This is a genomic window from Luteolibacter sp. Y139 (genome assembly GCF_038066715.1).
Taxonomy (GTDB): Bacteria; Verrucomicrobiota; Verrucomicrobiia; order Verrucomicrobiales; family Akkermansiaceae; genus Haloferula; species Haloferula soli.
In genome coordinates this window covers 130,824-155,401 of the sequence record NZ_JBBUKT010000002.1, presented here as the reverse complement: position 1 = coordinate 155,401, position 24,578 = coordinate 130,824, and the positions used below count along the sequence as shown (strand labels likewise).

Sequence of the window (24,578 nt, the reverse complement as noted above, 5' to 3'; positions counted from 1 at the left end):
CCGCATGCGACAGGTTACAAACTTTCTGCGACGCGCTATTTCGGCGAGATGCGGATGCAGTCCATCGCCACCTCGATGCCGAGGTCCGGCCGCCGCTCCTTCACCCACGTCTCGATGTCGGATACCGCAGGATACTCCTGCGACCCGACATTGCGGAAGCAGCGCGCATCATCGATCAGCACCACGAAGGGCTGCGTCATCGCAGCAGCAAAGATCGCCTCAAGCTCACCCCACACCGGGCAATTGAGATCGCCCTGAGCGGTATCCCCGCCGGAGTAGTGGCCATCCAGCCAGAACAAGGTCGGCGCATCCAGCTTGGCAACGATCTGCGGCATCACCTTGCCGCTGTCGCCCTGGTGCAGCTCCACATTCGCCACACCGGCAAAGCGCTCCTTGGCCTCGCCGTAGAACTTCTCCGCCAGCTCGATCGAGTAAACCTTACGGAATTCCCCGCGCATCGCCTCGACCGTATCCCCTTTAAAAGTCCCGGTCTCGACCAGGATCTGCAGCCCGTGGCGCTTCTTGTAATCCAGCAGCATCTCGCGCTTCGCCAGCGGCGGCGGCGGATCCGGCCGACCGTCCTCGATCCACTTGCTGTATTTGCGCTTCTCCTTGAGATTCTTGAACCAAGCCATGGGCGGCGTGAGGCTAGGCCGCCCCGGCCCGGGGTCCAAGCGCATTTTCGACATCCCGGAGAACCCGGGCTTGAGCGAAAACCCGCGGACTCGGACATTCTTGGCGCCGTTGGCTCTCCCAAATCATGCGCATCCGAATCCTCAGCGACCTCCATCGTGAGTTTGGCCCCACCGACCTGCCCCGGTTGGACGCCGATCTCATCATTCTCGCCGGGGACATCGCAACGAAGCAGAATGCCCTGCCTTGGATCAGGGAATTCTGCGGAGACACCCCCACCGTCTACATTTGTGGAAACCACGAGTTCTACGGGGACAAGCTTCCCCGTGTCACCGAGCGACTGCGGGAGGAGACGCAGGGGACAAACATCCACGTCTTGGAGAACCAGGCGATCTCGCTCGATGGCTGGCACATCTTCGGATCCACGCTGTGGACCGACATGGCCCTCATCGACCAATGGCAGGTCGGCTGCGGCGTCGCCGGAGCCGCCATGAACGACTACAAGCGAATCCGGAACTCAGCCCGAAACTACAAACGGCTTACCCCCATCGACACCAGAAACCTCCACCTCCAGAGCGTGACCGCGATGAGGGGCTTCTTCGAGACTCACGATTCGGGCAGATCAATCATCGTAACCCACCATGCGCCATCACTCCTTTCTCTCCCTCCGAGACGGCGTGTGGAACCGATCAGCTGCGCCTACGCCTCCCATCTGGACGAATTCATTCTGGAGCATCAGCCGCCCCTCTGGATCCATGGACACATCCATCACAGCAACGACTACCTGATTGGAAAAACCCGGATCGTGGCCAATCCTCAAGCCTACCCGGACGAACCCAACAAGAACTTCAATCCGGAGCTGATCATCGACCTCGATCCGTAGCACCACGCCCGCAGCCCGGCCGAAAATGCTCACGCCTGCTCATCCACGACCGCTTTGATTACGGCGCATTTTTCAAAAAGGGCGAAGACCTCGCCGAGCTGCATCCAGCTGATTCCCAAGCCTTCGTCTCTCCGCCGAGTCCCGGCTCGCCCGCTCCGAGGCAGCCCCGGCCAAAGCTGCCAAGACCTCTCCCTGCGGCCAAGTTGAGGCCAAATGGCTCATGATTTCTCACGGTTGAATGAGAATCACTTATAGGCTTATTATTAAGCTTTATTAAATTTTTCTTGTTTCGGGCCGGAATTTTTGAAATTCCTTCCTCCGTCATGAGAGCACTTCCGTTCCTCGCCGCCCTTCTCTGCACCGCCCCGATGGCTAACGCCAAATCCGAGCTGGAGCTTCTCCAAGGTCGCTGCGCGGAAATGGAACGGCAGATCCACGCGCTCGAAACCGAGAATAGCCAGCTCAAGTCGCAGGCCGCCCTCTCGACCAAGACCGTGATCGAAACGGCCAAGCCCGCTGCTAAAGCTGAAGCGCCCGCCGCTCCTGCGACCAAGGAGGCCACGAAGGAAACCGCCGCCGAGCCCGCCACCAAGGCCGCCGCTTCCACCGCCACCAAGGCCGCCGCTTCCACCGCCACCTTCGCCACCGTCCGCGCTGGCGATACCCTCAACAAGGTCGCCAAGCGCAACGGCACCACCGCCGAAACGCTGGTGAAGCTGAACAAGATCAAGAATCCTTCCGGCCTCCAGATCGGCCAAAAGCTGCGCCTGCCTGCCAAGGCCCAGGCCGAGGCTCCCGCCGCCGTGGCTAGCAAAGCCAAGACCAGCGACAAAAAGGCCGCTTCCCCTGCCCCTGGCGCTCCTGCTCCAGCCCCCATTCCTCAAGGTGGCACCCACATCGTCAAGGCAGGCGAAACCTTCTACAGCATCGCTCACAACTACGGCCTGAGCGACAAGGCTCTCCAAGCAGCCAACCCTCAGATCAAAGCCGATAAGCTGCGCGCCGGCCAGACGCTTCAACTCGGCGGCAAAGCCAAGACCGAGTCCGCTCCTGCCACCGCCAAGTCGAAGCCCGTCAGCGAGAAGGCTTCAGCTCCAGCCGCCTCACCCGCTCCGAAGACGGCCGCCGCCGCCCCTTCCCCGTCCGCCACTCCGTCCGCTCCTGCATCCGAGGAAGAAACGGCCAGCCAGATGGTGAGCAACACTCCCAAGCTTCGCCTGGTCACCATCAATGACCCCATCGATTTCGGTGCTTTTGCCGCAGCACACGGCACGAACACCGCGAAACTGAATGCCCTGAACGGCCATAACCTGAATCCCAGTACAGTCCTTGCAAAGGGGTCAGAGTTCTACGTTCCCGCCCAGCCTTGAGAATTCAATAACTCTGACTTCCTTGGGTTTTGGCCGCTAAGGTCATGGCACCCGTCCGGGATTCGTCCCGGGCGGGTTTTCGCTTTTAAAACTTAAGGGGTGTCGACGTTCCGTCGACGCGTCTCCCCGACCGCGTAGCGGTCAAGCACGGTAGCCGGGGACTTCAGTCCCCGGACGAGAACCATGCGGAACACGTGTCGCGTAGCGACAGAGGAACAATTGCGGACGTGCCTCTGAATTCACCTCACGGCGAAACCGCCAACCGCTCCGGCCCCTGCGTTTCCTCAAAGATAAAGCCGTTCTCCTTGTAAGTCTTCAGCCGGAAATGCGTCGCCGTGGAAATCACCCCATCCAGCGAACTCAGCTTCTCGGAAACAAACCGCGCCACCTCCCGCAGGTCGCTGCCTTCCACCACCACCATCAGGTCATAACCACCGCTGGCCAGGTAGCAGCTCACCACCTGCTCGAAGCGCGCGATGCGCATCGCCAGCCGGTCAAAGCCGCCGCCGCGCTCCGGCGTCACCTTCACCTCGATGAAGGCCGACACATCGTCATCCCCGGCCACGTCCGGATTGATGACCGCCTGGTAGCCCAGAATCGTGCCGTTCCGCTCCCACTCGGCCAGACGCGCCGCCACCTCTGACTCGCTGAGCGACAAGAGCTCGGCGAGCTCCTTGTGGCTGTAGCGGGCTTGGCGGCGGAGAAGTTGCAGGAGCGGGTCGATCGACATGACGGCGCGGTTCTAGCGGGCCACCCCGCCCTCCGCAAGACCCACGACGCCCTCCCGCGCTCAGCGCTTCTCCACCAGGAAATCCACCGCCGCCTCGTAGGCTGGCTCCGGCAGATTCCACATCACATCCCCGTGCCCCAGATTCGGCAGCACCAGCCGCTTCCCCTGCCCCTCCTCACACTCCGCCAGCAGCCGTGCCGACTGATCCGGCGGGATCACCCCGTCCCGCGCCCCATGGATGAAAAGCAACCGCGCATCCGTCCGACGCACACTCTCGATCGGCTTGATCCTCCGCGGATCAAATCCCGCCGCACTCCGCACATTCGACCTTACCCACGGCAGGAACGGCACCATCGCCCCACTGTAAATCTGCCCCGCATGATGCCGCATGATCTGACTCAGATCGGCAAACGGCGCCAACAGCACCGCTGCCTCCGCCCGCGAATCCTCCGGCAACGTCTGCAACGCCACCGCCGCCCCCATCGAATACCCCCAGAACACATCCTTCCCACGCGACCAGCGATCCCTCTTCCGCGCCGCCTTGATCACCCGCAACGCATCATCCACCTCACGCATCCCATAGCTCGCCCGCTCCCCACCGCTCTTCCCATGCCCCCGCGAGTCCCAGGCGACGCAACGAAACCCCACCGCTGTTAGACGCTTCGCCACCGGCAACATCTGCTCCTTCGTGTTCCCGAATCCATGGAACAGATAAGCCGTGCCCACCTTCCGCACTCCCGGATTCGCAGGCAACTCCAGCGCCGAGATCACCACCCCATCCGCCGCTTCCACCTCGAAGTGCTCCGGCCTCGTCGCCGTCTCCTTCTCCCAATGCCCCGTCTCCACCACCCGCCGCGGCACGGTGAGAACGTCCGCAGCCCGCCGGGTCAGGCAGCCTGTCAAAGAAATGGCAGTCAGGATAATGACAAGCCGTCGCATGGTGGAAGCCCTATCAGAGCTTCCCGAGATAAGCGATGCTCTGCTTGATGCTCGCCATCGCGTCCGGCGACTGGTCCTGCTCCACGTGGCAGTGCACCACGCCCGCCTTCTCCGCCGCCGCGATGATCGGCTCCATCGGAATGATCCCGTTCCCCAGCTCCTTGAAGGAATCATCCGGGATCTTCCCATACTCCGGCAGCTTCAGCCCGGCCTTCAGGTCCTTCAGGTGAAGCTGCGAAACCCGCCCCGAAAGCTTGGTGATCAGCTCCGACGGATCGTGGTTCGCCACCTTGATCCAGAACACATCCACCTCGAACTTCATGTCCTTGCCGAACTCCTCCATGAAGATGTCATAACCGCGCTTCCCACCCTCCTTCGGCTCGAATTCGAACGCATGGTTGTGATACGAGAGCTGGATCCCCGCCGCCTTGGTCAGCTCGGCCGCCTTGTTCGCATTGGCCGCGATCTTCTTGTAGTCATCCAGCGTCCGCCGCTCGCCGTCCGCGAGGTACGGGATGACCAGGTGGCTCAGCCCCACTTCCTTGGCCTTCTCGATGATCTTCTGGAAATCGCTCATCGCGGCGTCCTTCGGGCTGATCACGCTGCCCCACTCGAAGTGCGCCGAATTCATCGCCAACCCCGCCGCTTTCGCCCCATCCAGCAGCGGCTGGCAATTCGGGAACCCGAACGGCTCCACCTGCTGGTAGCCCGCCTCCGCCACCGCCTTCAGCGTCCCGGCCGCGTCCTTCCCGAGCGCATCCCGCAGCGTGTAGAGCTGGATGCCGATGTTCTTGCGGTACTTGTTGTCCGGAGCGAGCGCCGCCAGCACTTGGCTGGCAGGGGTCAGGGCGAGCGACGAGACGGCAGCGGAACGCAAGAAGGTGCGGCGTTTCATAGTGACAAAGCTCGCCAGCCCGGAACGCCATGGCAAGCGCGCGCGACGGCATTTGCCGGATGCCCCGGACTTTGTGAAAATTTTCACAAACTGCCTTGCCCGGGACCCTCACTTGGGGCCTGATTCCGCCGCCGGGATTCCCCAATGAGCAGCTCTACGACCGAATACCAAGCCCCCGACGTGGCCGCGAAGGCCGCCGAGTACCACGAGGAAACGACGGACTTGATGGGCGAAAAGATGGTCCTGAACATGGGCCCATCCCACCCCGCCACGCACGGCGTGCTGCGCCTGATCCTGGAATTGGACGGTGAAATCATCACCAAGGCCGATCCGGACATCGGTTTCCTCCACCGCGGCGACGAGAAAATCGCGGAAAACATGCACTACAACCAGTTCGTGCCCTACACGGACCGGTTGGACTACCTCGCCCCGCTGGCCAATAACGTCGCCTACGCCTGCGCCGTGGAAAAGCTCATGGGCTGGGAACTCCCGCCCCGCGGCCAGGCCCTGCGCGTCCTCTGCTGCGAGCTCGCCCGCATTTCCTCCCACCTCCTCGGCGTCGGCGTCTGCGCCATGGACGTGGGTGCCATGACCGTTTTCCTCTACACCTTCACGGAGCGGGAAAAGATCTACAATCTCTGCGAGCAGCTCACCGGCGCCCGCTTCACCACCTCCTACACCCGCGTCGGCGGCCAGCTCCGCGACATGCCTCCGGGCTTCGAGCAGGCAGTGCGCACCTTCCTCGACGAGTGCGACACCACCATCGACGAAGTCTCCAAGCTGCTCGACAAGAACAAGATCTTCCGCGACCGCATGTGCGACATCGGGATCATCTCGAAGGAAGCCGCGATCGCCTGGGGCCTCACCGGCCCGAACCTGCGCGCCTCCGGCGCGACGCGCGACCTGCGCAAGGATCGCCCCTACCTCGGCTACGAGAAGTATGACTTCGACGTGATCGTGGCGGATGAGGGCGACTGCTTCGCCCGCTATCAGGTGCGGATGGAAGAAATCCGCCAGTCGATCAAGATCTGCCGCCAGGTGCTCGATACCATGCCCGAAGGGCCGGTGAACCTCGCCGAGGCCAAGAGCATGCTCCCGAACAAGGAGAAGGTCTTGATGTCGATGGAGGAGCTCATCCACCACTTCATCGTCGCCACCCAAGGCATCGATGCGCCTCCCGGCGAAGTCTACTTCGGCGCGGAAAACCCGAAGGGCGAGCTCGGCTTCTACATCCATTCCACCGGCGGCGGCGTGCCGCACCGGTTGAAGATCCGCAGCCCCTCCTTCTGCAATCTTTCCCCGCTGTCCATCCTGCTGCCAGGCCACATGATTTCCGACGTCCCGGCCGTCCTCGGATCGCTCGATTTCGTGATGGGCGAATGTGACCGCTGAACCTTTCCGACTGTCATGTCCCAGTCTTTGCTCGAAGATAACGTCGCCTCGCCGGAGACGCCCGGCTCGAAGTTCTATCCACCCTTCGTGCCCACCGCGGCGCTTGAAGTTGAGGCAGACAACCGCCTCGCCCAGTTCCCGGAGGACCAGAAGCGCTCGGCTGTCTTGCCGCTGCTCCACTTCATCCAGCACCACCACGGCTTCATCTCCGCGGAAGCGATCGAGTGGGTCGCCGGCCGCCTTGAGATTCAGCCGGTGAAGGTGCTGGAAGTGGTCACCTTCTACCCCGGCTTCCGCCAGTCGGCCCCGGGCAAGGTTCACTTCCGCGTCTGCCGCACGCTCTCCTGCGCCATGGGCGGCTCCTACGAGCTGATGGAAAAGCTCTGCGAACTCACCGGCATCGATCGCTCGCACTCCGACTCCCACCATCATCCGGTGACCGTCTCTCCCTGCGGCAAGTGGTCCGTCGAGTTCGCCGAGTGCCTCGCCTCCTGCGGCACCGCTCCCGTCTGCCTCGTGAACGATGACTTCCACGAAGCCGTCACCGCCGACAAGGCCCAAGGCCTGCTCGACCAATACGCCGAGTAAAATACTCGCCAAGGCTAACAGAAAGCAATCAGGCGGAGCTACGTACCGCCTTTGTGGGCATATCCTTCATACGGAATAAGGGCAGCGAGGACAGGTCCACCGGGAAAGTGCTATCGAGCAGCAGCAGCGGGAAATAGATAGATTCTCAAGGGAACGGAAAGGTCACTTGCAGGTGTCCACGGTACTGGGTAGGTAAAGTGTTGCCTTCCCATGAGATGTAAAAATTTCTTATTTCCGGGAGTCCTCCCCATACTGTTTCTCTTTTTCGGCTTTTACCAAAACGCGTTCGGCGTCGCCTCAGTGGCAGCGGGGGAAAATCACAGCCTCTTCTTGAAGGCCGACGGCACTGCATGGGCATGCGGGCTGAATAGCGAAGGCCGTCTAGGTGACGGCACCACGACCAGCCGGAATACTCCGGTTCCAGTGATGACAAACGTCGATGCGATTGCCGCCGGCTCTCAGCATAGCTTGTTCCTCAAATCCGATGGCACCGTTTGGGCTTCGGGCGAAAACGAGAACGGCCAGTTGGGAAATGGCAATACGATCGATCAAAGCACACCCGTACAGGTGTCGGGACTGTCGGGAGTGAAAGCGATTTCTGCCGGATCAGCCCATAGTTTGTTTCTAAAACAAAATGGAACCGTTTGGGCAGCCGGATTGAATAATCTAGGCCAGCTAGGAAACGGGAGTAACACCAATAGCAGCCTTCCCGTCCAAGTGTCGAACATCGCCGGCGTCTCGGGGATCTCGGCAGGCGACGGGCACAGTCTGTTTCTAGTCAGCGGCACGGTATGGAGCACCGGAGCCAACTCTGATGGGCAGCTAGGCTTGGGAAATACGACAAATCGCAATACCCCAGGTTCGGGACTGACGTCCGTGAGGCTTGTCGAAGCAGGCTTCAATCACAGCCTGTTCATTAAAGTGGATGGAAGTGCTTGGACTGTGGGACAAAACAATGCGGGCCAACTCGGAAACGGTTCCACAACAAGTCAGAGTAGCCCGGCTTCAGCCACCAGCGGGGTCACCGACCTCTCGGGCGGCAATGCTTTCAGTATCTTTCTCAAGAGTGGGGTCGTGTGGGCTGCCGGTAGCAATTCCAGTGGCAATTTTGGAAATGGGTCGACCGCATCAAGCCAGACTCTTCCAGTTCAAGTCTCAGGCCTTACCGGTATCGATGCCGTTTCATCTGGAGGTAACCACACCCTTTTCCTGAAAAGCGATGGATCATTCTGGGCCGCAGGCAAAAATCAAGTTGGCCAGTTGGGGGATGGATCCACCACGAACCGCACATCGCCGGTTCAGGTCATGCCGCTGGCCGTGGGCGCCCCCACCTCCACAAATATCACCGCTACGTCGGCCACGCTCGGCGGGAATGTTTCCAGCGATGGCGGATCGTCCGTCACGGGTCGCGGCGTTGTTCTTTCCCGGACCTCGTTCAATTCCAACCCGTTGATTGGAGGCACGGACGTCACCAAGATCAACGCATCGGCCTCAACCGGCGTCTTCACGGTGAGCGCGAGCAATCTCACTTCCGAAACAGCCTACACCTTCAAGGCCTTCGTCACGAATGCCACCGGCACCGTCTACAGCGCACCAGCGTCATTCACGACCCTCAGCAGCAACGCGTTGCTTTCCTCCTTGGCCCTATCGACGGGATCTCTTGTCCCGGCCTTCTCTAGTGGTCAGGCCCAGTATACCTCCACCGTTCCAAACGCGACTAGTAGCCTTCTTCTCACCGCGACTTCTGCGAATGCCAATGCTTCGATCAGCATCAATGGCGCCGCAGCCGCCATCGGCACCTCGAGCGGAACGCTATCCCTGATCATCGGCCGCAATGATTTCACCGTGAGCGTCACTTCACAGGACGGCACCAACATGGTTACCTACATGTTGACGATCTATCGATCCGCCCTTCCCCCCTCAGTGAACTCTCCCACTGCCACGGTGTCGGGAGTCTACACCCCGACTCTCGGAGGAAATGTCGCCAGCGACGGCGGCTCAGCCATCACCGAGCGCGGCTTTGTCTTTTCTGTCGCTTCCGTGAATGGCGACCCCCTCCTCGGCGGAACGGGCACTACCAAGAAGATCGTAACCGGCTCCACCGGCGTCTTCAGCGCCGGGATCGACGGCCTCCAATCGGGCACCACCTACGCCTACAAGGCCTATGCCACAAACAATGCCGGTACCGGCTACAGCGCCCTTGCGCAATTCACCACGCTCACCGGCCCGGATATCACGGTTCAGCAGCCCGCGGGAGTTCCGGTAGTCCCCGGCGGAACCAAGGCTTTCGGCACGACAACCAAGACCAGTCCAATCAGCCTCACCTTCACGATTTCAAATCCAGGATCGGGAGATCTCTCAGCGCTCGGCATTTCCATCGACGGGACAAACGCCGCTGACTTCACCACATCCCCGCCCTCTTCCACCCTTGTCAAACCCGGTGAAAGCACCTCTTTCACGGTACATTTCACCCCGTCACCCGGCCCGACCGGGAACAGGACCGCCAATCTCCACATCACCAGCAACGCCCCCTCGAAAAATCCCTACGACATCGTCCTCTCTGGCTTGGCCCTATCCTTTACGACCGATTCCGACAATGACGGTCTCAACGACGCCTCGGAGTTCGACATGAGCTCTTTGAATTTCAATTGGCAGCAAAGCCAAATCGCCTTGGTGAACACCTACAATCAGGCGGCCAACGGCGCCGGACTCTTCAGGCAAAACCAGCTCCAGGCTCTCCACCCGGAAGCCTCCCTGGTCGGGCCGGATCCCGAAACGGGTCGCTTCGCCCTGACGCTGAGACTGAAATCGTCCTCGGATCTGGTGGGGTTTTCCGACTTTCCCATTCCCGCCAGCTCGCTGATTTCCATCACCCCTGCAGGCACCCTCAAATTCGAGGTCTCCCCACTGGGCAATACCGCCTTTTTCCTGATCAAAATCGACTGAATGGCTCCCCCGGCCGGTGTGGATTCCCGGAAAATAGAGGTTTGCGCGCTCGCGTCCGGACAGCATACTCCGCCCGCGAATCTGCCCGATGATCACCTACAAAGCTGGCAAGCAACCTGACTCCCGCGAGTATCGCCTCATCTTCAAGAACGTCGATCGCGAGGGCTGGGATCCATCCATCGACTGCTACCTGCGCGATGGCGGCTACGAGGACTTGAAGAAGGCCCTGGGCATGGAGCCCAAGGCGATCACCGAGGAAGTGAAGAAGTCCGGCCTGCGCGGTCGTGGCGGTGCGGGTTTCCCCACCGGCCTCAAGTGGACCTTCATCCCGCCGAACAATACCAAGCCGGTCTATCTGATCTGTAACGCGGACGAGTCCGAACCCGGCACCTTCAAGGACCGCTACATCCTTCACCAGGACCCGCACCAGCTCATCGAGGGCATGGTGATCTCCTGCTTCGCCGTCGGTGCCAAGGTCGCCTACATCTACATCCGCGAGGAATTCCCCGAGGCCGCCATCATCCTTGAAAAGGCCATCGCCGAAGCAAAGGCGAAGAACTTCGTCGGCAAGAACGTCCTCGGCTCCGGCTTCGATGTGGAAATCTACGTCCACCGTGGTGCCGCCGCCTACATCTGCGGCGAGGAAACCGGCCTGATCGAGTCGCTCGAAGGCAAGCGCGCCTATCCGCGCATCAAGCCTCCCTATTTCCCCGCCGCGCTCGGGCTCTACATGTGCCCGACCATCGTCAACAACGTCGAGTCGCTGTGCCACGTGAAGCACATCGTCCGCATGACCGGTGACGAATACGCCAAGCTCGGCGTGAAGAATAACACCGGCACCCGCATCCTCTGCGTCTCCGGCGACGTGAAGAAGCCCGGCTACTTCGAAGTCGAAGTCGGCAAGGTCACCATGCGCGAGGTGCTTTACGACATGTGCGGCGGCCCGAAGGACGGCTGCGAGTTCAAGGCCGTCATCCCCGGCGGTTCGTCCTCGAAGATCCTGCGCTGCGAAGAAGAATTTACCCTCAAGGGCAAGGGCCCTGAAGGTTCCGACCTGAAGCTTTCCTTCTGGGACATCCCGATGGACTTCGACTCCCTCGCTGCCTGCGGCACCATGGCCGGCTCCGGCGGGGTCATCGTCCTCGATAACACCCGCAAGATCTCCTGGGTGTTGAATAACATCAATGCCTTCTACGCCCACGAGTCCTGCGGCCAGTGCACGCCCTGCCGCGAAGGCTCCATGTGGATGAAGAAGATCTCCGACCGCCTCGTCGCCGGCGAAGCCTCGCCGAAGGACATCGCGACCTTGGAAAGCGTCGCCTACCAGATCGACGGCCGCACCATCTGCGCCTTCGGCGAAGCCTCCTCCTGGCCCGTCGAAGCCATCATCGCGAAGTTCCGCGACGAACTCCTCGCCGACACCAAGCCGGAGAACGAGGAAGAACCGCACAACGCCGAGGCGGAAGCGCAGCGCCGCTACCTGCAGAACGCGTAAGGCAGCATCAGCCCGGCTCACACAACAAAGCCCTCCTTCCCGCCGATCAGCGGTCGCGTAGTTCCTCGCGCCGCTCAACGACCGCGTTGCGGTCAAGGATGGTAGCCATGGGCTTCAGCCCATGGCCTAGCCCCGAAGAGCATCGTGTCGCCTAGCGACACCGGAACCGGCGTAGTCCCGGCCGCGCTCCTGTGTTTATCAACGCGACACCCTCCTCAGCCCGGAGAACGCCTCCGCTTGCTCCGAAACCGAGCAAAAGATGCCCAATTCGCCCAAAACGGGGTCACGGGTATGAATTCCCCACCTGCGGAAATCCCGTCATAGCAGGATCGCCCTAGTGGGCTTTCATTCAATGAGTCGCGGAACCCAACTCCTCCAAGCGCGACCCACCTGCAAAAACCATGAACTCCCGCCGGATGCACGGGCTCTCGCTGACCGTACACGCCTTCCTCGTCGCGTCCCTTCTAACAGGCGCACGCGCGGACCTCGTCAATCGCTGGTCCTTCAACAATGCCGCCGGCAACGCGCCTAGCGGCACCGTCATCACGGACAGTACCGGCACCTCCCCGGGCGCAGTGGTCGGCATCAATGCCACCTTCAATGGCTCGGCCCTCGTTCTCCCCGGCACCACCACCGGCAACCAGACCCCGGCGAACATCGCCGCCTACGTCGACCTGCCAAACGGCCTGATCTCCACCAAGACCAATCTCTCCCTCGAAATTTGGGCCACCCCGGTTTCCATTAAGAACTGGCAGCGCCTCTTCGACTTCGGCCGGATGGGTACGCTCCCGTCTGCGGTTCGCGGCGGCAATCAGGTGCTCTCCGGGGAAATCACCCCCGCGGCCACCCAGGCCCCCAACAACGCCACCTCCAGCGACGACTTCGCCTTCGCGACCCATCGTGATAGCACCGCCAATACCCAGCGCCTCATCGGACGCCTGGACGGTGCCGGCGAGTTCGGCAGCAACACTGGCGCGAACCTCGCCGTCGGCACCCGCTACCACTTCCTCTGCACCTTCACCGATGGAGCCGGCACCTACGGCACCGGCGGCGGCCAAATGGCATGGTACCTCAATGGCACCCTCGTCAGCACCCTCGACGTCGATTTCCATCTCTCCGAAATCCAGGACCGCAACAACTGGCTGGGCCGCTCGATGTACACGGCGGACAACAACGCCAACATCGCCTACGACGAGGTCCGCCTCTACAACCACGTCCTGACGCCCGCCGAAATCACCGCCGACATTGCGGCCGGTCCCGACAACATCGGCGTGCCCACCCCCGACCCGGCACCCGTGCCGAATAATCTCTGGGCCTTCACCACCCAGGCGAACTCCGACGTCAGTTCCGGCGCCACCTTCACCGATAGCATCGGCGGAGCGATCGCCACCCTCCGCGGCAATGGCGGTTCTCTAACAGGAGGAGCCGTCGTCCTGCCCGGCAGCACCACTGGCAATCAGCCAGCCTCGACCATCTCCGCCTACCTCGACCTGCCGAATGGCATCGTCACCCAGACCCCCAGCGTCACCTTCGAAGCATGGGCCACTCCGCTCTCATCGAAGAACTGGCAACGCCTCTTCGACTTCGGCCGCTGTGTCACCTCCAGTGGCACCGGCGCGGCACCCGGCGAGATCCTCGAAACCGCCGCGGGCCCCGGCACCACCACCGCCTACGACAATCTCAGCCTCACCTTCAACAATGCCGCGAACATGAATTCGCAGCAGCTCGAAGGACAGTACGACGGCAACGCCGCGCAATATTCCTTCACCACCGCCGCCACCACCGCCGGCACGCAGTACCACTACGTCTTCGTCGTGGAAGACAGCGTCGGCACCTATGGAGCCAATGGTTGCCAGGCACGTTGGTATCGCAATGGCGTCCTCCAGAACTCCATGGACTTCCAGTTCCACCTCAGCGGAATGGAAGACGTTAACAACTGGATCGGCCGCTCGATGTATTCAGGCGACTCGAACTCGAATATGGCGCTCAATGAGCTGCGCATCTATCGCCGCGCCATCACCCAGGGAGAAATCACCGCCAGCTTCACCGCCGGTCCCGACCCCGCAGTCGGACCTGCCGAGCCTCCTGCGCCCGCACCCATCCCCACCCGCCGCTGGAGCTTCGACACCGCCGCCGGCAATGCACCGGCTGGCACCACCTTCCTCGACGTCGCCACCGGCGAAGTCGCCACGGTCCAAGGCAACGGCGCCACCCTCACCGGCACTCAGCTTGTTCTGCCAAGCGCTGCCTCCACCGGCAACCAAACCGCCGCCGCCATCTCCGCCTACCTCGACCTGCCGAATGGCATCATCTCGTCGCGTCCCAATCTCACCTTCGAAGCGTGGGCCACACCCGTGTCGTCGAAGAATTGGCAGCGCCTCTTCGACTTCGGCAATACCTCTCTAACAAGCGGCCCCGGCGCCGCCACCGGTGAGATCATCGACACCACCACCGCCCCCGGCAACTTCGTCGCCAACGACAATCTCTTCCTCTCCCTCAACAACGGCGGCACCCTCGGCTCCCATCGCCTCGAAGCCAAGCTCGCCGGCGGCAGCACCGTCACCAATAACACCGACCTCTCCTCCGTCACCACCGCCGGCACCCAGTATCACTACGTGATGACCGTGAAGGATGGCGGCGGCGCCAGCGGCTCCACCGGTTGCCTCGTGAAGTGGTATCGCAATGGCGCACTCATCGGCTCGGTCGATCTCCCCTACCGCCTGCCAGACCTGCACGACGTGAATAACTGGATCGGTCGCTCCATGTGGGCCGCCGATTCGAATGCGAACCTCTCGCTCAACGAACTCCGCATCTACGATCGCGCCGTCTCAGCCGCCGAAGTCAGCTCTTCCTACACCGCTGGACCCAGTGCCACCTTCGCGCCTCCCGTTGCCACCAATGACGAGGCCACCATTCATCCGAATCAGAAGGTGCTCATCGACGTCTTGGCCAATGACACCGGCGAAGCCCTCGCGAACACGCTCCAAATCGTCACGCCTCCTGCCAACGGAACCGCCACCATCAGCGCTGGCAAAATCCTCTACGCCCACAGCGGCAGCAGCGCTGCTCCGGTGACCTTCACCTATCGCGTCGGCAATGTCAGCGGCACCACCTCGACCGCCACAGTCACCATTCACTTCGCGACCTCGCTACGCCTCACCAATGCGGACCTCGCCATGCCGGACGCACCACCGGTCAATACCTGGCAGCTCGTCGATGCCCTGCCCGGCCTCACCTTCACCCGCCCCATCTGCCTCACTCCCGTCCCCGCCGACACCAAGCAGCTCTACGTCTGCGAGCAAGGAGGCATCATCAAGCGCGTGGCCGACGTCACCTCGACCTCTCCCGTCACCAATGTCTTCCTCGATCTCACCACCCTCGGCACCGGCTTCAACATCGGCCCCTTGCTCGCCGGCCAACCGGAAAACGGCCTCCTCGGCCTCGCTTTCCACCCGAACTACGCCACCAATGGCTACTTCTACGTCGCCTACACGGTGAACGTCAGCGGCAACTACTTCCAACGCGTCTCTCGCTTCACCCGCAGTGCCGCCAATCCCACCGTCGCCGACCCTGCCAGCGAACTCGTCCTCCTTCACATCGACGACTTCGGCCTCAATCACAATGGCGGCGACCTCCACTTCGGCCCCACCGATGGCTACCTCTACTACGGCACCGGCGATGGTGAAAACTCCACCGCCGGACAGTCACGCAGCCAGAAGATCAATGACGACTTCTACTCCGGCATGTTCCGCATGGACGTCGACAAGAAGCCCGGCAGCCTTCTGCCGAATCCCCACGCCTCCATCCCCCTCACCGGTGGCGTGGCCGCTTTCAATGTCCCGGCCGATAACCCCTTCGTTCACACCAGCCTCGGCGGCACCTGGAACGGTCTCTACAATGGTGTCGACTACTCCGCTTCACTCGGCTCGGTGCGCACCGAGTTCTGGGCCACCGGCATCCGCCACTGCTGGCGCTTCTCCTTCGACTCGACCACCGGCGACCTTTGGGAAGGCGACGTCGGACAGGACACCTATGAGGAGGTGAACAAGATCGTCAAAGGCGGCAACTACGGTTGGGCCTACCGCGAGGGCCTCCACACCTTCACCGGCATCCTCGGCAGTGCGCCGGCAAACTTCACGTCGCTGAATCCCATATACGAATACATGCACACCGGCGTCTCCGGTGGCGACGCCGCCTTCAAGGGCAACTCGGTCGTCGGCGGCTACGTCTACCGCGGCACCCGCTACCCGTCGCTCGTCGGCAGCTACATCTTCAGTGACTCCGTCTCCGGCCACGTCTGGCAGATGAACACCACCACCGGTGCGACCACCCGTCTAACAGGCCTCCCCGGTGCCTATGGCGTCATTTCCTCCCAAGGCGTGGATCCTTCCAACAAGGACCTCCTCTTCTGCGCCTACCTCACCGGCAAGGTCATGCGTCTCGGCACCGGCAGCGCCGTCGTCGGCGACTTCCCCACCACCCTCACCGCCACCGGCCTCTTTGCTGACCTGAGCGACCTTTCGCCCGCCCCCGGCCTGATTCCCTATCAGCCGAATATCGCCTTCTGGAGCGACTACGCCATCAAGCGCCGCTGGTTCACCATCCCAAACGCCACCGCCAAGATGACCTGGAACAAGGATGGCAACTGGACCTTCCCCACCGGCACCGTCTGGGTGAAGCACTTCGACTTGGAAACCAGCCGCGGCAATCCCGCGACCAAGAAGCGCATCGAGACCCGTGTTCTCGTGAAAACCGACACCGGCTCCTACGGCGTGAGCTATCGGTGGAATGAAGCCCAGACCGAAGCCTATCTCGTGGAAGACGCCGGCACCGAGTTCGACCTCGCCATCGACGACCACGGCACCCCACACACCCAGCGTTGGCAGATCCCCGGACGCACCAGCTGCCTCACCTGCCACACCCCGGCAGCCGGCCATGCGCTCTCATTCAACACCCGCCAGCTGAATCTCACCAACACCATCAACGGCTACACCGGCAACCAACTCGACGTCCTCGCGGCGAACAACTTCCTCTCGAACACCCCCGATCCCGTCGCCACCCTCGCCCGCCACATCCGGCCGGACGAAACCCAGTATCCCATCGAGCAACGCGCCCGCTCCTACTTCGCGGTGAACTGCTCCTACTGCCACCAGGCAGGCGGCACCGGTGCCGGCTCGTGGGACGGCCGCGCCCACCTGACCTTGGAACAAACCGGCCTCATCAACGGCACCGCCGAAAGCAACGGCGGCAACCCATTGAACAAATACGTTGTCCCCGGCGACACCACCCACAGCATCGTCCTCAACCGCATGGCCGTGACCAATGGCTTCACCCGCATGCCCCCGCTCGCCAGCAGCGAAGTCGACCCCGCGAACATCCAGCTCATCACCGAGTGGATCAACAGCGACCTCCCGAATCACCCGCTCTATGATCAATGGCGTGCCACCTTCTTCACCGCCAACGATCCGAACGGCATCAAGACCGCCGACCCCGATCACGACGGCATCAGCAACTACGACGAGTATCTGCAAGGCAGCTCACCCGTCACCGGCAGTGCCCCATGGCAAGCCTCCATCGCCGACGGCTCACTCCAGTTCCTCCGCAAGTCGCACCGCTACTACGCCATCCAGACAAGCAGCGACCTCAGCAACTGGCAGCCCTGGAGCATCCCCGCCGTCGACAGCGCCTACCAATCCAGCGACACCCTCACCGAAATCCCCCTGCCCTCCGGATCCGGCCCGAAGAAGTTCTACCGCTTCCAAGTCACCGAGCCGTAAAGCATAAGGAGTGGCGACACTCCTGTCGCCACCCATTCAAAAGCACCAACGGTGCGAAATCCCTCAGCCCGGCCATCGGCCGGGGTTTTGGTTGCAGATGGAGGGGAGGGCTGAAGGCCCGATAGATTGTGAAGGGATCGCCTCTCCTCAATGCCTCTGCATCTCCAACAGATTACGGAAAAGATGATGCTTCTCCTGAAGCTCCTGGAACGTCCCATCCCCCACAATCTTCCCTCCCTCAAATACCAAGATCCGGTCCGCAATACGAATCGTGCTAAACCGGTGCGCAATGATGAAGGTGGTCCGCCCACGCGTCAGGTCAGCCAATTCTTCTTGGATCCGTGACTCAGCCTCCGAATCCAGCGCCGAAGTCGCCTCGTCCAAAATCAACACCGGCGCATTCTTCAGGAAAGCGCGCGCAATCGAAATACGCTGCTTCTGCCCACCGGACAACTGCGCCCCGCGCTCGCCGACCTGGGTGTCATAGCCATGCGGCTGCATCATGATGAAATCATGAGCGTGAGCCTGCCGCGCGGCTTCCTTCACCTCCTCGTCGCTCGCATTCATCCGCCCCAGCTTGATGTTCTCAAAGATGGTCCCCGAGAACAACACCGCCTCCTGCGGCACGATGGTGATGTGATCGCGCAGATCCTTCAGCCGCAGTTCGCCCAAGTCCACATCGTCCAAACGGATCGATCCCTCCACCGGGTCATAGAAACGCGGGATCATACTCGCAAAGGTCGTCTTGCCCGCACCTGAAGGCCCAACCAGTGCCACCACTTGTCCCGCTGGCACTTCCAGCGAGATCCCCCTGAGAGCAGGAATTTCCCGACCCTCTTGGTCCTTGTAGGAGAAATTCACGTCCTTGAACGAAACCCGCCCCTCCACCTTCGAAATCGAAACCGGCTGCGGCGGATCGGTCACCCCTTCCTCCGCGTTCAAGATCATCTCCAGACGATCCAGCGAAGCCTCGCCCTGCTTCAGGCGATTGTGAATCTCCCCGAGCTTCTTCATCGGGTCGTAGCACATGTAGAGCGCCACCACCACGCCGATGAAACGCTCGAGCGAAAGATGATGCGAAGCTCCATATCCCAGCGCGAACGCCACCACACCTGCCGCCACCATCTCGATGATCGGCGGCGTGAGGTAGCGATACTTGATCACCTTCAGGTGGAACTTCGTCCAGCGGCCGATGCCGTTCAGGAAACGCTGCCCCATCATCTCCTCCAGATTGAAGGCGCGGATCTCACGGGTCGCACCCAGCGTTTCAGCCAGCACCGCCGAGTTATCGCCGGACTCGCGCTGCATGTGCGCCGCCTTCCGCATCAGCTGCTTCCCGAGGAAGCGGATCGGCACCACCACCACCGGGATGCTCAGCAAGCAGATGATCAGGAAGAAGGAGTCCTTGTTCTCCAGACTGTCCTTGATCAGGAAGGTGAGCGCCGCAATCAACGTGAAGGGCTGCTTGATCAAGTCGTTCGAGATCGTCGTGACCACGCCTTGCAGCATGTTCGAGTCGGTGATCACCCGGCTGATCAGGTCACCGGTCCTCCGCCCGCTGAAGAAGCCCAGCGGCAGCCGCTGCAGCTTCACGAACACCGACTGCTGGATATCCCGCAGCACACTGAGGCCGGCCGCAGTGATCCAGTAGGTATTGAAGAACCCCGCGATCCCTCGCAGCAATGCCGCCAGCGGGATCAGGATGCAGGCAGCGATCAGCATCGCCTTCGGTGCCCGCTTTTCTCCCACTTGGTCGACGAAGTATTGGCGGATCTTGTCGGTCGCCTTCAGGTTCGCCATCTCATCGTGGAAAGCCCAGTCGAGCAGCTTGTTGGCTTCCTCGTCGCCGACGTGCTTCGCGAACGCTTGCTCCACCACGAGGATCCGCTCCCCCTTGTTGAAGATCACCGGAAAGACGGTCTTGACCATGAACGGCAAGCCGAAGCCGCTGAGAATGGCGAACATGATGCCCGCCATGACCCCGCAAATGAAGGTGGACTTCACTTTGCGGAGGTGGGCGAAATAGGGATAGAATCGCTTCATCCGTGGGGGCGGAGGTTCACCCCCCCGACCCCCGGGAGCAAGTCCGTAACATGACCTCCCGACACACGAAAAAGCTTGCCAAAGCGACCACGGTTGCCACCCGGCACGCCGCCCGCTAGACCTTTCGCGTGACCTTGGAAGTCTCCACCCCTGCCCTGCTGTTCCCCGCGATCAGCCTGCTCTTCCTGTCCTTCACCAATCGCTTCCTCCACCTCTCCGCCCTCATCCGCCAACTTCACAAGGACTGGCTGGAGCACGGCGAGGACCTCCTGCGCGCCCAGATCGACAACCTCCGCCGCCGCCTCACCCTCATTCGCCTGATGCAGCTCTTCGGCTCCTTCAGCCTCTTCCTTTGCGTCGTCGCCATGCTCGCCGTGATCGCCGGCATGCAATCCATCGCCATCCCCGCCTTCACCACCGCCCTGCTCCTCATGGGCTGCTCCCTCGCCTGCCTCTGCTACGAAGTCTGGATCTCCGGCGGTGCCCTCCGCATCCTCCTCAACGCCGTCCAAGAAAAGCGCTGACATCCCACCATGGACGACCTCTTCGCCCCAAAACCTTCCCCAGTACCCAAGGCACTCTCCGTCACGCAACTCGTGCGACGGATGAAGAACCTGCTGGAGATCGAGCTCGGCGAAGTCTGGGTCGAAGGCGAAATCTCCAACCTCAAGAAGCAAGCCAGCGGCCACTGGTATTTCTCCCTCAAGGACGATGGCGCACAAATCCAATGCGCCATGTTCGGCGCCAGAAAGCGCACAGGCTCCGAGGTCATGGAAGACGGCGTCAAGGTCCGAGCCTTCGCCGAGCCCAGCGTCTATGAAGCCCGCGGCCAACTCCAACTCATCGTCCAACGAGTCGAACGCGCCGGCGTCGGCGAACTGCAAGCCCGCTTCGAAGCCCTCAAGCGTAAGCTCCAAGCCGAAGGCCTCTTCGACACCTCACGGAAGAAGCCCATTCCCTCCTTCCCACGCGTCGTCGGCATCATCACCTCCGACACCGGTGCTGCGATCCGCGACATCCTCAATATCCTCGAACGCCGAGCCCCATGGGTGCAGCCCGTCCTCTATCCCGTCCGCGTTCAAGGCAAAGGGGCCGAACTCGAAATCGCCCGCGCCATCGAGCGGATGTCGAATCCGGAGAAGTACGATATCCCTCGTAGTGACGTCCTCATCGTCGGCCGCGGCGGCGGCTCCATCGAGGACCTGTGGAACTTCAATGAAGAAGTCGTCGCCCGCGCCATTGCCGCTTGCCAGATCCCGGTGATCTCCGCCGTCGGCCATGAGATCGACTTCACCATCGCCGACTTCGTCGCCGACCTCCGCGCTCCGACGCCAAGCGCCGCCGCCGAACTCGCAGTCCCCGACGGCGAAGAACTCAAGGCCCGCCTCGGCATTCTCAAGCGCCGCCTCTCCCGCCGCGTCCACGACCGCGCCGAGCGCCTCGCCATGATGTTGGAAAACCTCCGTCGCGGCGTCCTCTCCCGTGGCGGCGACCGCCTGCTACGCGAGCCCGTCCTTCGACTCGACTCCCTCCGCGGCCTTCTTTCCTCCGCCCTGGAAAGCAACGTCCGTCACCGCGAACAACGCCTCAAGGAACTCGGCCGCACCCTCGCCGCACACCATCCCGCGCGGCAACTCCAGCTCCGGCTCGATCACGTCCTTCGTCTCCGCGGCCAATTCGAACGCGCCGCGACTCGCCGCCTGGACGACTCCGACCAACGCCTCCACCGCCTGCGTTCGCTACTCAGAACACTCGGCCCCGAGTCCGCCTTCGAACGCGGCTTTTCCATCGCCCTCGACGCCACCGGCCGCATCATCCGCTCCACCGCCGACGTCGCGTCAGGCGAAGAGATCCACACCAAGGTCAAGGACGGTGTGATCCGCAGCACTGTGAAATAGCCTACGCAGCATCGGCCGCCCAGTAGGTCTGCTTGTGTCCCCTCGCCTCCAGTTCGGCCTGAAGTTCCTCGGCCTGCGTCTTTGTTAGATTGGCTTCGACCAGGAACGAATTGCCATGGTCATCCTGACGCCAGACCGCCCACGTCGGAAACTCGATCTTCACCACAGCCCACCATCCGAGGCTGTCGCTGCCCCACTTGATGCCTAGGCGTGATGCGATCGTGCGGAGCAATTCAATCTCCGTGGCTTCCGGCCCAGCGTCTAACAAACTACCGGAGGCCTGCCGACCTTCAGCATCGCGAAGGGCTATCGGAAGAACTCCAACCGGACAACCGGGACCTCCCGGCTCTCCCAAGCGGTGAAAGGTTCCAAGGTTCTCGCTCATGGCGCGTGCCCGGAAAAAAAGAGCGGGCAACCCTTGGGTTACCCGCTCCTTGGAAAACTTCAATCCGGCAATTCGCGAATCAATCCCCCAGGCAAATACCAACGGCCTTCGCGGCCTTGACCATTTCACCATCGGGCTCCACCAGTCGCAGCTGATTCACCGCTTCCTCGATCGGCACCGAGTCCACGTGATACGCCTGATAGCTCACCATGCGGCCGAAGCGGCCTTCCTCAGCCAGCTTCACCGCCATCACACCGAAGCGCGTGCCGAGGATCCGATCCAGCGCCGTCGGGGCACCACCACGCTGAAGATGACCCAGCGTGCAAGAGCGCGTTTCCTTGCCCGTCAGCTGTTCAAGACGACGCGCAATGATTTCACCGATGCCGCCGAGACGGACTTCACCGCCTGCATTTTCCGCGATGGTCGCAAGCTCGCCGTCCGGCAAGTGCGCGCCTTCTGCCACCACCACCAGCGTGCTGTGATGACCTTGGGCATCGCGTTGCTTCACGTGCTCCGCGACTTTTTCGGTATCGAAGGGAATCTCCGGGAGAAGGATCGCATCGGCCCCACCAGCGATGCCACCCCACAGGGCGATCCAGCCGGCATGGCGACCCATCACTTCGAGCACCATGATGCGCTTGTGGCTCTCCGCAGTGGTATGCAGACGGTCGAGACCATCGACCACGGTGCTGACCGCGCTGTCGAAGCCGAACGTCATGGCAGTCGCGCGCAGGTCGTTGTCGATCGTCTTCGGCACCCCGATGATCGGCCAGCCTTCGCGATAGAGCTGCAGGCCGGTGGTCAGCGAACCGTCACCACCCACGATGATCAGCGCGCGGATCTCCAGTTGATCCATCGTCCGCTTCGCCTTCGAAACAATGTCAGCCGGCACCTCGGCGATGTCGCCCTTGCCCACCTTGGCCGCGAAGTGGCCCTTGTTGGTGGTACCCAGAATGGTGCCACCCAGCTTGAGGATGCCCAGGGTATCCTGCGGCTTCAGCACCTTGTAGTCCCCCGGCGGCAGCAGTCCTTCGAAGCCGTCCTTGAAGCCGATGACCTCCCAACCGAGTTGGCTCGCGGCGCCGACGACGCCATGGATCACTGCATTGAGACCGGGGCAGTCGCCGCCGCTGTTGAGAATACCGATACGCATCGCGGGTGGGTTTGGTGGTTTGAGACAGGTTCGATAAGTCAAAAGAGTGCCATCTTTCAGCGCGGATTCGGCACGTTCAGGATTTCCTTCTCCCGGTCCTGGATCGGCGCTCCGGCGGCGACCCAGCGATCATAGGAATCCCAGCCTTGGCGCAGCAGTCCGCGCGCCCGGTTGAAGCGATCCGGATTGTTGAGCACAACGACGATCAAGCGGCGCGGCGTGACAGCTTTTTCACCATCCGGCTTCTCGCGCACCAGCGGGTCGCGATCGGAAGCGACACTCAGGCAAGGCCCTGCGGCATTGGTCGTTCCGGTCTTCACACCCAGGATGCCCGGTTCGCCGATCATCTCGTTGGTGTTCTTCACATTGAAAGAACGCGGACCGGCGGCTCCCTGCACCGTCACCTGGCGATCCTTCTGACGCGTGATGAAGGTGAAGCCCGGCTTGCGCATCGCGTAGATCGACAGCTTGGCCACGTCCGCCGCGGTGGAGAATCCACCTCCCTTCGCCGGATCCAGCCCGTGGGGAGTGACAAAGCGCGTCTTGGTCAGGTTGATCGCCTTGCCGAGCTCATTCATCTCGGTGACGAAGGCCGCCACCCCATCACCCGTCTTGCCGCGGGCCCGGAGCATTTCCTGGCCGACGTGATTTGCCACCGTCAGGGCTGCGAGATTGTCCGAGCCGAGCAGGGCAGCATAAAGAGCATCACGCAGCGAAATCCGGTCGCCGGGCTGGAGCGACATCGGATTCGGCCCACCCACCGCTTGGACAGACGGCGGAACGACCGCCTCCACCTTGCTCAGGTCGGTGCCGGTGGCATCCGCCCAGTCCACGGTGATCACGCCGGTGGCGATCTTCGTGAGGCTAGCGATGGGCCGTTTCACCACCGAATTCGCGGCAGAGAAGACTTTCCCCGAGTGCGCCTCGACGACCATGAAGGCTTCACCTTCCTGGGCGTGCGAGACGGCGGCGAAAAGGACGGCGACGAGAACCAAAAACGCGCGTTTCATCAGGCGGGCCGGACTCTACCGGGGCAAGCTCGCGGCTCAACCCAAATCCCCGGGCCAGACAGAGCCATTTTCCACCGCAGCCAGCACTCCAGTAATTCCACTATATAGGCATACTGGATTACTGGAGTTCCTTCCCCGGATTTCTCCTCCCTCTGCATTCCTCCGCGACTCCCCGGCAAACTCTTGGAAACCCGCCCATTCGCGCCTTGCCATTGATTCCAAGGAGCGTAGACTGCCCGCGTCAGGCAGCCCCGCACCCATCCGGCTGCCCGCCTCCGGCCAAAACGCTGTTTTTGGCAGCAGCGCTCCGCTTGGGCGGACGCAATCGGACTCCGGCGGACGCGGATACCGCGGAGATGCCTGCCAAACCGGGCCAATGCGCGATAACCGCCTTTTCCCGGGTCCATGGACACTTTCCGCCCGTCCCGCATCGAGTGGCGG

At 62.0% G+C, this 24,578-nt stretch carries 17 protein-coding genes and 1 pseudogene; 10 read left to right on the top strand and 8 right to left on the bottom strand.

The window, feature by feature from the left end:
• Nucleotides 1–35: 35 nt before the first annotated feature.
• Nucleotides 36–635: a hypothetical protein gene (locus WKV53_RS05670; protein WP_341403387.1), complete on the bottom strand. Its 600-nt coding sequence runs from the start codon at nt 633–635 to the stop codon at nt 36–38.
• Nucleotides 636–760: 125 nt separating this feature from the next.
• Here WKV53_RS05670 and WKV53_RS05665 point away from each other — a divergent pair, with 125 nt between their 5' ends.
• Both WKV53_RS05665 and WKV53_RS05660 read left to right on the top strand, forming a co-directional pair.
• Nucleotides 761–1,516, top strand: a complete 756-nt coding sequence (locus tag WKV53_RS05665; RefSeq protein WP_341403386.1) for a metallophosphoesterase — start codon at nt 761–763, stop codon at nt 1,514–1,516.
• Nucleotides 1,517–1,839: 323 nt separating this feature from the next.
• The gene (locus WKV53_RS05660) at nt 1,840–2,886 is read left to right on the top strand and encodes a LysM peptidoglycan-binding domain-containing protein (protein ID WP_341403385.1); all 1,047 of its coding nucleotides are present in this window, start codon (nt 1,840–1,842) and stop codon (nt 2,884–2,886) included.
• Nucleotides 2,887–3,130: 244 nt separating this feature from the next.
• Here WKV53_RS05660 and WKV53_RS05655 read toward each other — a convergent pair whose 3' ends face one another.
• Genes WKV53_RS05655 through WKV53_RS05645 form a run of 3 tightly spaced genes read right to left on the bottom strand, consistent with a single transcriptional unit; the run spans nt 3,131 to nt 5,450 of the window.
• Nucleotides 3,131–3,616: an Lrp/AsnC family transcriptional regulator gene (locus WKV53_RS05655; RefSeq protein WP_341403384.1), complete on the bottom strand. Its 486-nt coding sequence runs from the start codon at nt 3,614–3,616 to the stop codon at nt 3,131–3,133.
• 60 nt (nt 3,617–3,676) lie between these two features.
• Nucleotides 3,677–4,555 (bottom strand): alpha/beta hydrolase, encoded by an 879-nt coding sequence (locus WKV53_RS05650; protein ID WP_341403383.1) that lies wholly within the window; start codon nt 4,553–4,555, stop codon nt 3,677–3,679.
• Between the two features lie 13 nt (nt 4,556–4,568).
• The gene (locus WKV53_RS05645; protein ID WP_341403382.1) at nt 4,569–5,450 is read right to left on the bottom strand and encodes a sugar phosphate isomerase/epimerase family protein; all 882 of its coding nucleotides are present in this window, start codon (nt 5,448–5,450) and stop codon (nt 4,569–4,571) included.
• A 144-nt stretch (nt 5,451–5,594) separates the two neighbouring features.
• Here WKV53_RS05645 and nuoD point away from each other — a divergent pair, with 144 nt between their 5' ends.
• From nuoD to WKV53_RS05620, 6 genes and pseudogenes are all read left to right on the top strand, one after another.
• On the top strand, nt 5,595–6,842 hold the full coding sequence (gene nuoD / locus WKV53_RS05640) for an NADH dehydrogenase (quinone) subunit D (protein ID WP_341403381.1): 1,248 nt from the start codon (nt 5,595–5,597) through the stop codon (nt 6,840–6,842).
• Nucleotides 6,843–6,857: 15 nt separating this feature from the next.
• Entirely contained in the window at nt 6,858–7,430 is a 573-nt protein-coding gene (locus tag WKV53_RS05635) for an NADH-quinone oxidoreductase subunit NuoE family protein (protein WP_341403380.1), read from the top strand.
• Nucleotides 7,431–7,640: 210 nt separating this feature from the next.
• A pseudogene (locus WKV53_RS28675) lies at nt 7,641–8,735 on the top strand (RCC1 domain-containing protein); the annotation flags it as partial.
• Nucleotides 8,736–10,376, top strand: a complete 1,641-nt coding sequence (locus WKV53_RS05630) for a cadherin-like beta sandwich domain-containing protein (RefSeq protein WP_341403379.1) — start codon at nt 8,736–8,738, stop codon at nt 10,374–10,376.
• A gap of 88 nt (nt 10,377–10,464) precedes the next feature.
• Nucleotides 10,465–11,871 (top strand): NADH-quinone oxidoreductase subunit NuoF, encoded by a 1,407-nt coding sequence (nuoF, locus tag WKV53_RS05625; RefSeq protein WP_341403378.1) that lies wholly within the window; start codon nt 10,465–10,467, stop codon nt 11,869–11,871.
• 401 nt (nt 11,872–12,272) lie between these two features.
• Nucleotides 12,273–17,648, top strand: coding sequence for a LamG-like jellyroll fold domain-containing protein (locus WKV53_RS05620; RefSeq protein ID WP_341403377.1), 5,376 nt, complete (start codon nt 12,273–12,275; stop codon nt 17,646–17,648).
• 147 nt (nt 17,649–17,795) lie between these two features.
• Here WKV53_RS05620 and WKV53_RS05615 read toward each other — a convergent pair whose 3' ends face one another.
• On the bottom strand, nt 17,796–19,691 hold the full coding sequence (locus WKV53_RS05615) for an ABC transporter ATP-binding protein (RefSeq protein WP_341403376.1): 1,896 nt from the start codon (nt 19,689–19,691) through the stop codon (nt 17,796–17,798).
• Nucleotides 19,692–19,819: 128 nt separating this feature from the next.
• Between WKV53_RS05615 and WKV53_RS05610 the strand changes: the two genes are divergently transcribed.
• Both WKV53_RS05610 and xseA read left to right on the top strand, forming a co-directional pair.
• Complete coding sequence (locus WKV53_RS05610; RefSeq protein WP_341403375.1) at nt 19,820–20,215, top strand: DUF2721 domain-containing protein; 396 nt, start codon at nt 19,820–19,822, stop codon at nt 20,213–20,215.
• A gap of 9 nt (nt 20,216–20,224) precedes the next feature.
• Nucleotides 20,225–21,589 (top strand): exodeoxyribonuclease VII large subunit, encoded by a 1,365-nt coding sequence (gene xseA, locus WKV53_RS05605; protein WP_341403374.1) that lies wholly within the window; start codon nt 20,225–20,227, stop codon nt 21,587–21,589.
• Between the two features lies 1 nt (nt 21,590).
• Here xseA and WKV53_RS05600 read toward each other — a convergent pair whose 3' ends face one another.
• From WKV53_RS05600 to WKV53_RS05590, 3 genes are all read right to left on the bottom strand, one after another.
• The gene (locus WKV53_RS05600; RefSeq protein WP_341403373.1) at nt 21,591–21,974 is read right to left on the bottom strand and encodes a hypothetical protein; all 384 of its coding nucleotides are present in this window, start codon (nt 21,972–21,974) and stop codon (nt 21,591–21,593) included.
• A 79-nt stretch (nt 21,975–22,053) separates the two neighbouring features.
• Nucleotides 22,054–23,127 carry a 6-phosphofructokinase gene (locus WKV53_RS05595; protein WP_341403372.1) on the bottom strand — a complete coding sequence of 358 codons (1,074 nt, stop codon included), beginning with the start codon at nt 23,125–23,127 and terminating at the stop codon, nt 22,054–22,056.
• 56 nt (nt 23,128–23,183) lie between these two features.
• A complete protein-coding gene (locus tag WKV53_RS05590; protein ID WP_341403371.1) occupies nt 23,184–24,137 on the bottom strand; it encodes a D-alanyl-D-alanine carboxypeptidase family protein in 954 nt (317 codons plus the stop codon).
• Between the last annotated feature and the right edge of the window lie 441 nt (nt 24,138–24,578).

Excerpts from the sequence above, each read along its gene's own strand:
- WKV53_RS05645 (WP_341403382.1), bottom strand. The coding sequence starts at position 5,450 with ATGAAACGCCGCACCTTCTTGCGTTCCGCTGCCGTCTCGTCGCTCGCC.
- WKV53_RS05595 (WP_341403372.1), bottom strand. The coding sequence starts at position 23,127 with ATGCGTATCGGTATTCTCAACAGCGGCGGCGACTGCCCCGGTCTCAAT.
- WKV53_RS05670 (WP_341403387.1), bottom strand. The coding sequence starts at position 635 with ATGGCTTGGTTCAAGAATCTCAAGGAGAAGCGCAAATACAGCAAGTGG.
- xseA (WP_341403374.1), top strand. The coding sequence starts at position 20,225 with ATGGACGACCTCTTCGCCCCAAAACCTTCCCCAGTACCCAAGGCACTC.
- WKV53_RS05620 (WP_341403377.1), top strand. The coding sequence starts at position 12,273 with ATGAACTCCCGCCGGATGCACGGGCTCTCGCTGACCGTACACGCCTTC.
- WKV53_RS05630 (WP_341403379.1), top strand. The coding sequence starts at position 8,736 with ATGCCGCTGGCCGTGGGCGCCCCCACCTCCACAAATATCACCGCTACG.
- WKV53_RS05635 (WP_341403380.1), top strand. The coding sequence starts at position 6,858 with ATGTCCCAGTCTTTGCTCGAAGATAACGTCGCCTCGCCGGAGACGCCC.
- WKV53_RS05665 (WP_341403386.1), top strand. The coding sequence starts at position 761 with ATGCGCATCCGAATCCTCAGCGACCTCCATCGTGAGTTTGGCCCCACC.
- WKV53_RS05660 (WP_341403385.1), top strand. The coding sequence starts at position 1,840 with ATGAGAGCACTTCCGTTCCTCGCCGCCCTTCTCTGCACCGCCCCGATG.
- WKV53_RS05655 (WP_341403384.1), bottom strand. The coding sequence starts at position 3,616 with ATGTCGATCGACCCGCTCCTGCAACTTCTCCGCCGCCAAGCCCGCTAC.
- WKV53_RS05600 (WP_341403373.1), bottom strand. The coding sequence starts at position 21,974 with ATGAGCGAGAACCTTGGAACCTTTCACCGCTTGGGAGAGCCGGGAGGT.
- WKV53_RS05615 (WP_341403376.1), bottom strand. The coding sequence starts at position 19,691 with ATGAAGCGATTCTATCCCTATTTCGCCCACCTCCGCAAAGTGAAGTCC.
- nuoF (WP_341403378.1), top strand. The coding sequence starts at position 10,465 with ATGATCACCTACAAAGCTGGCAAGCAACCTGACTCCCGCGAGTATCGC.
- nuoD (WP_341403381.1), top strand. The coding sequence starts at position 5,595 with ATGAGCAGCTCTACGACCGAATACCAAGCCCCCGACGTGGCCGCGAAG.
- WKV53_RS05590 (WP_341403371.1), bottom strand. The coding sequence starts at position 24,137 with ATGAAACGCGCGTTTTTGGTTCTCGTCGCCGTCCTTTTCGCCGCCGTC.
- WKV53_RS05650 (WP_341403383.1), bottom strand. The coding sequence starts at position 4,555 with ATGCGACGGCTTGTCATTATCCTGACTGCCATTTCTTTGACAGGCTGC.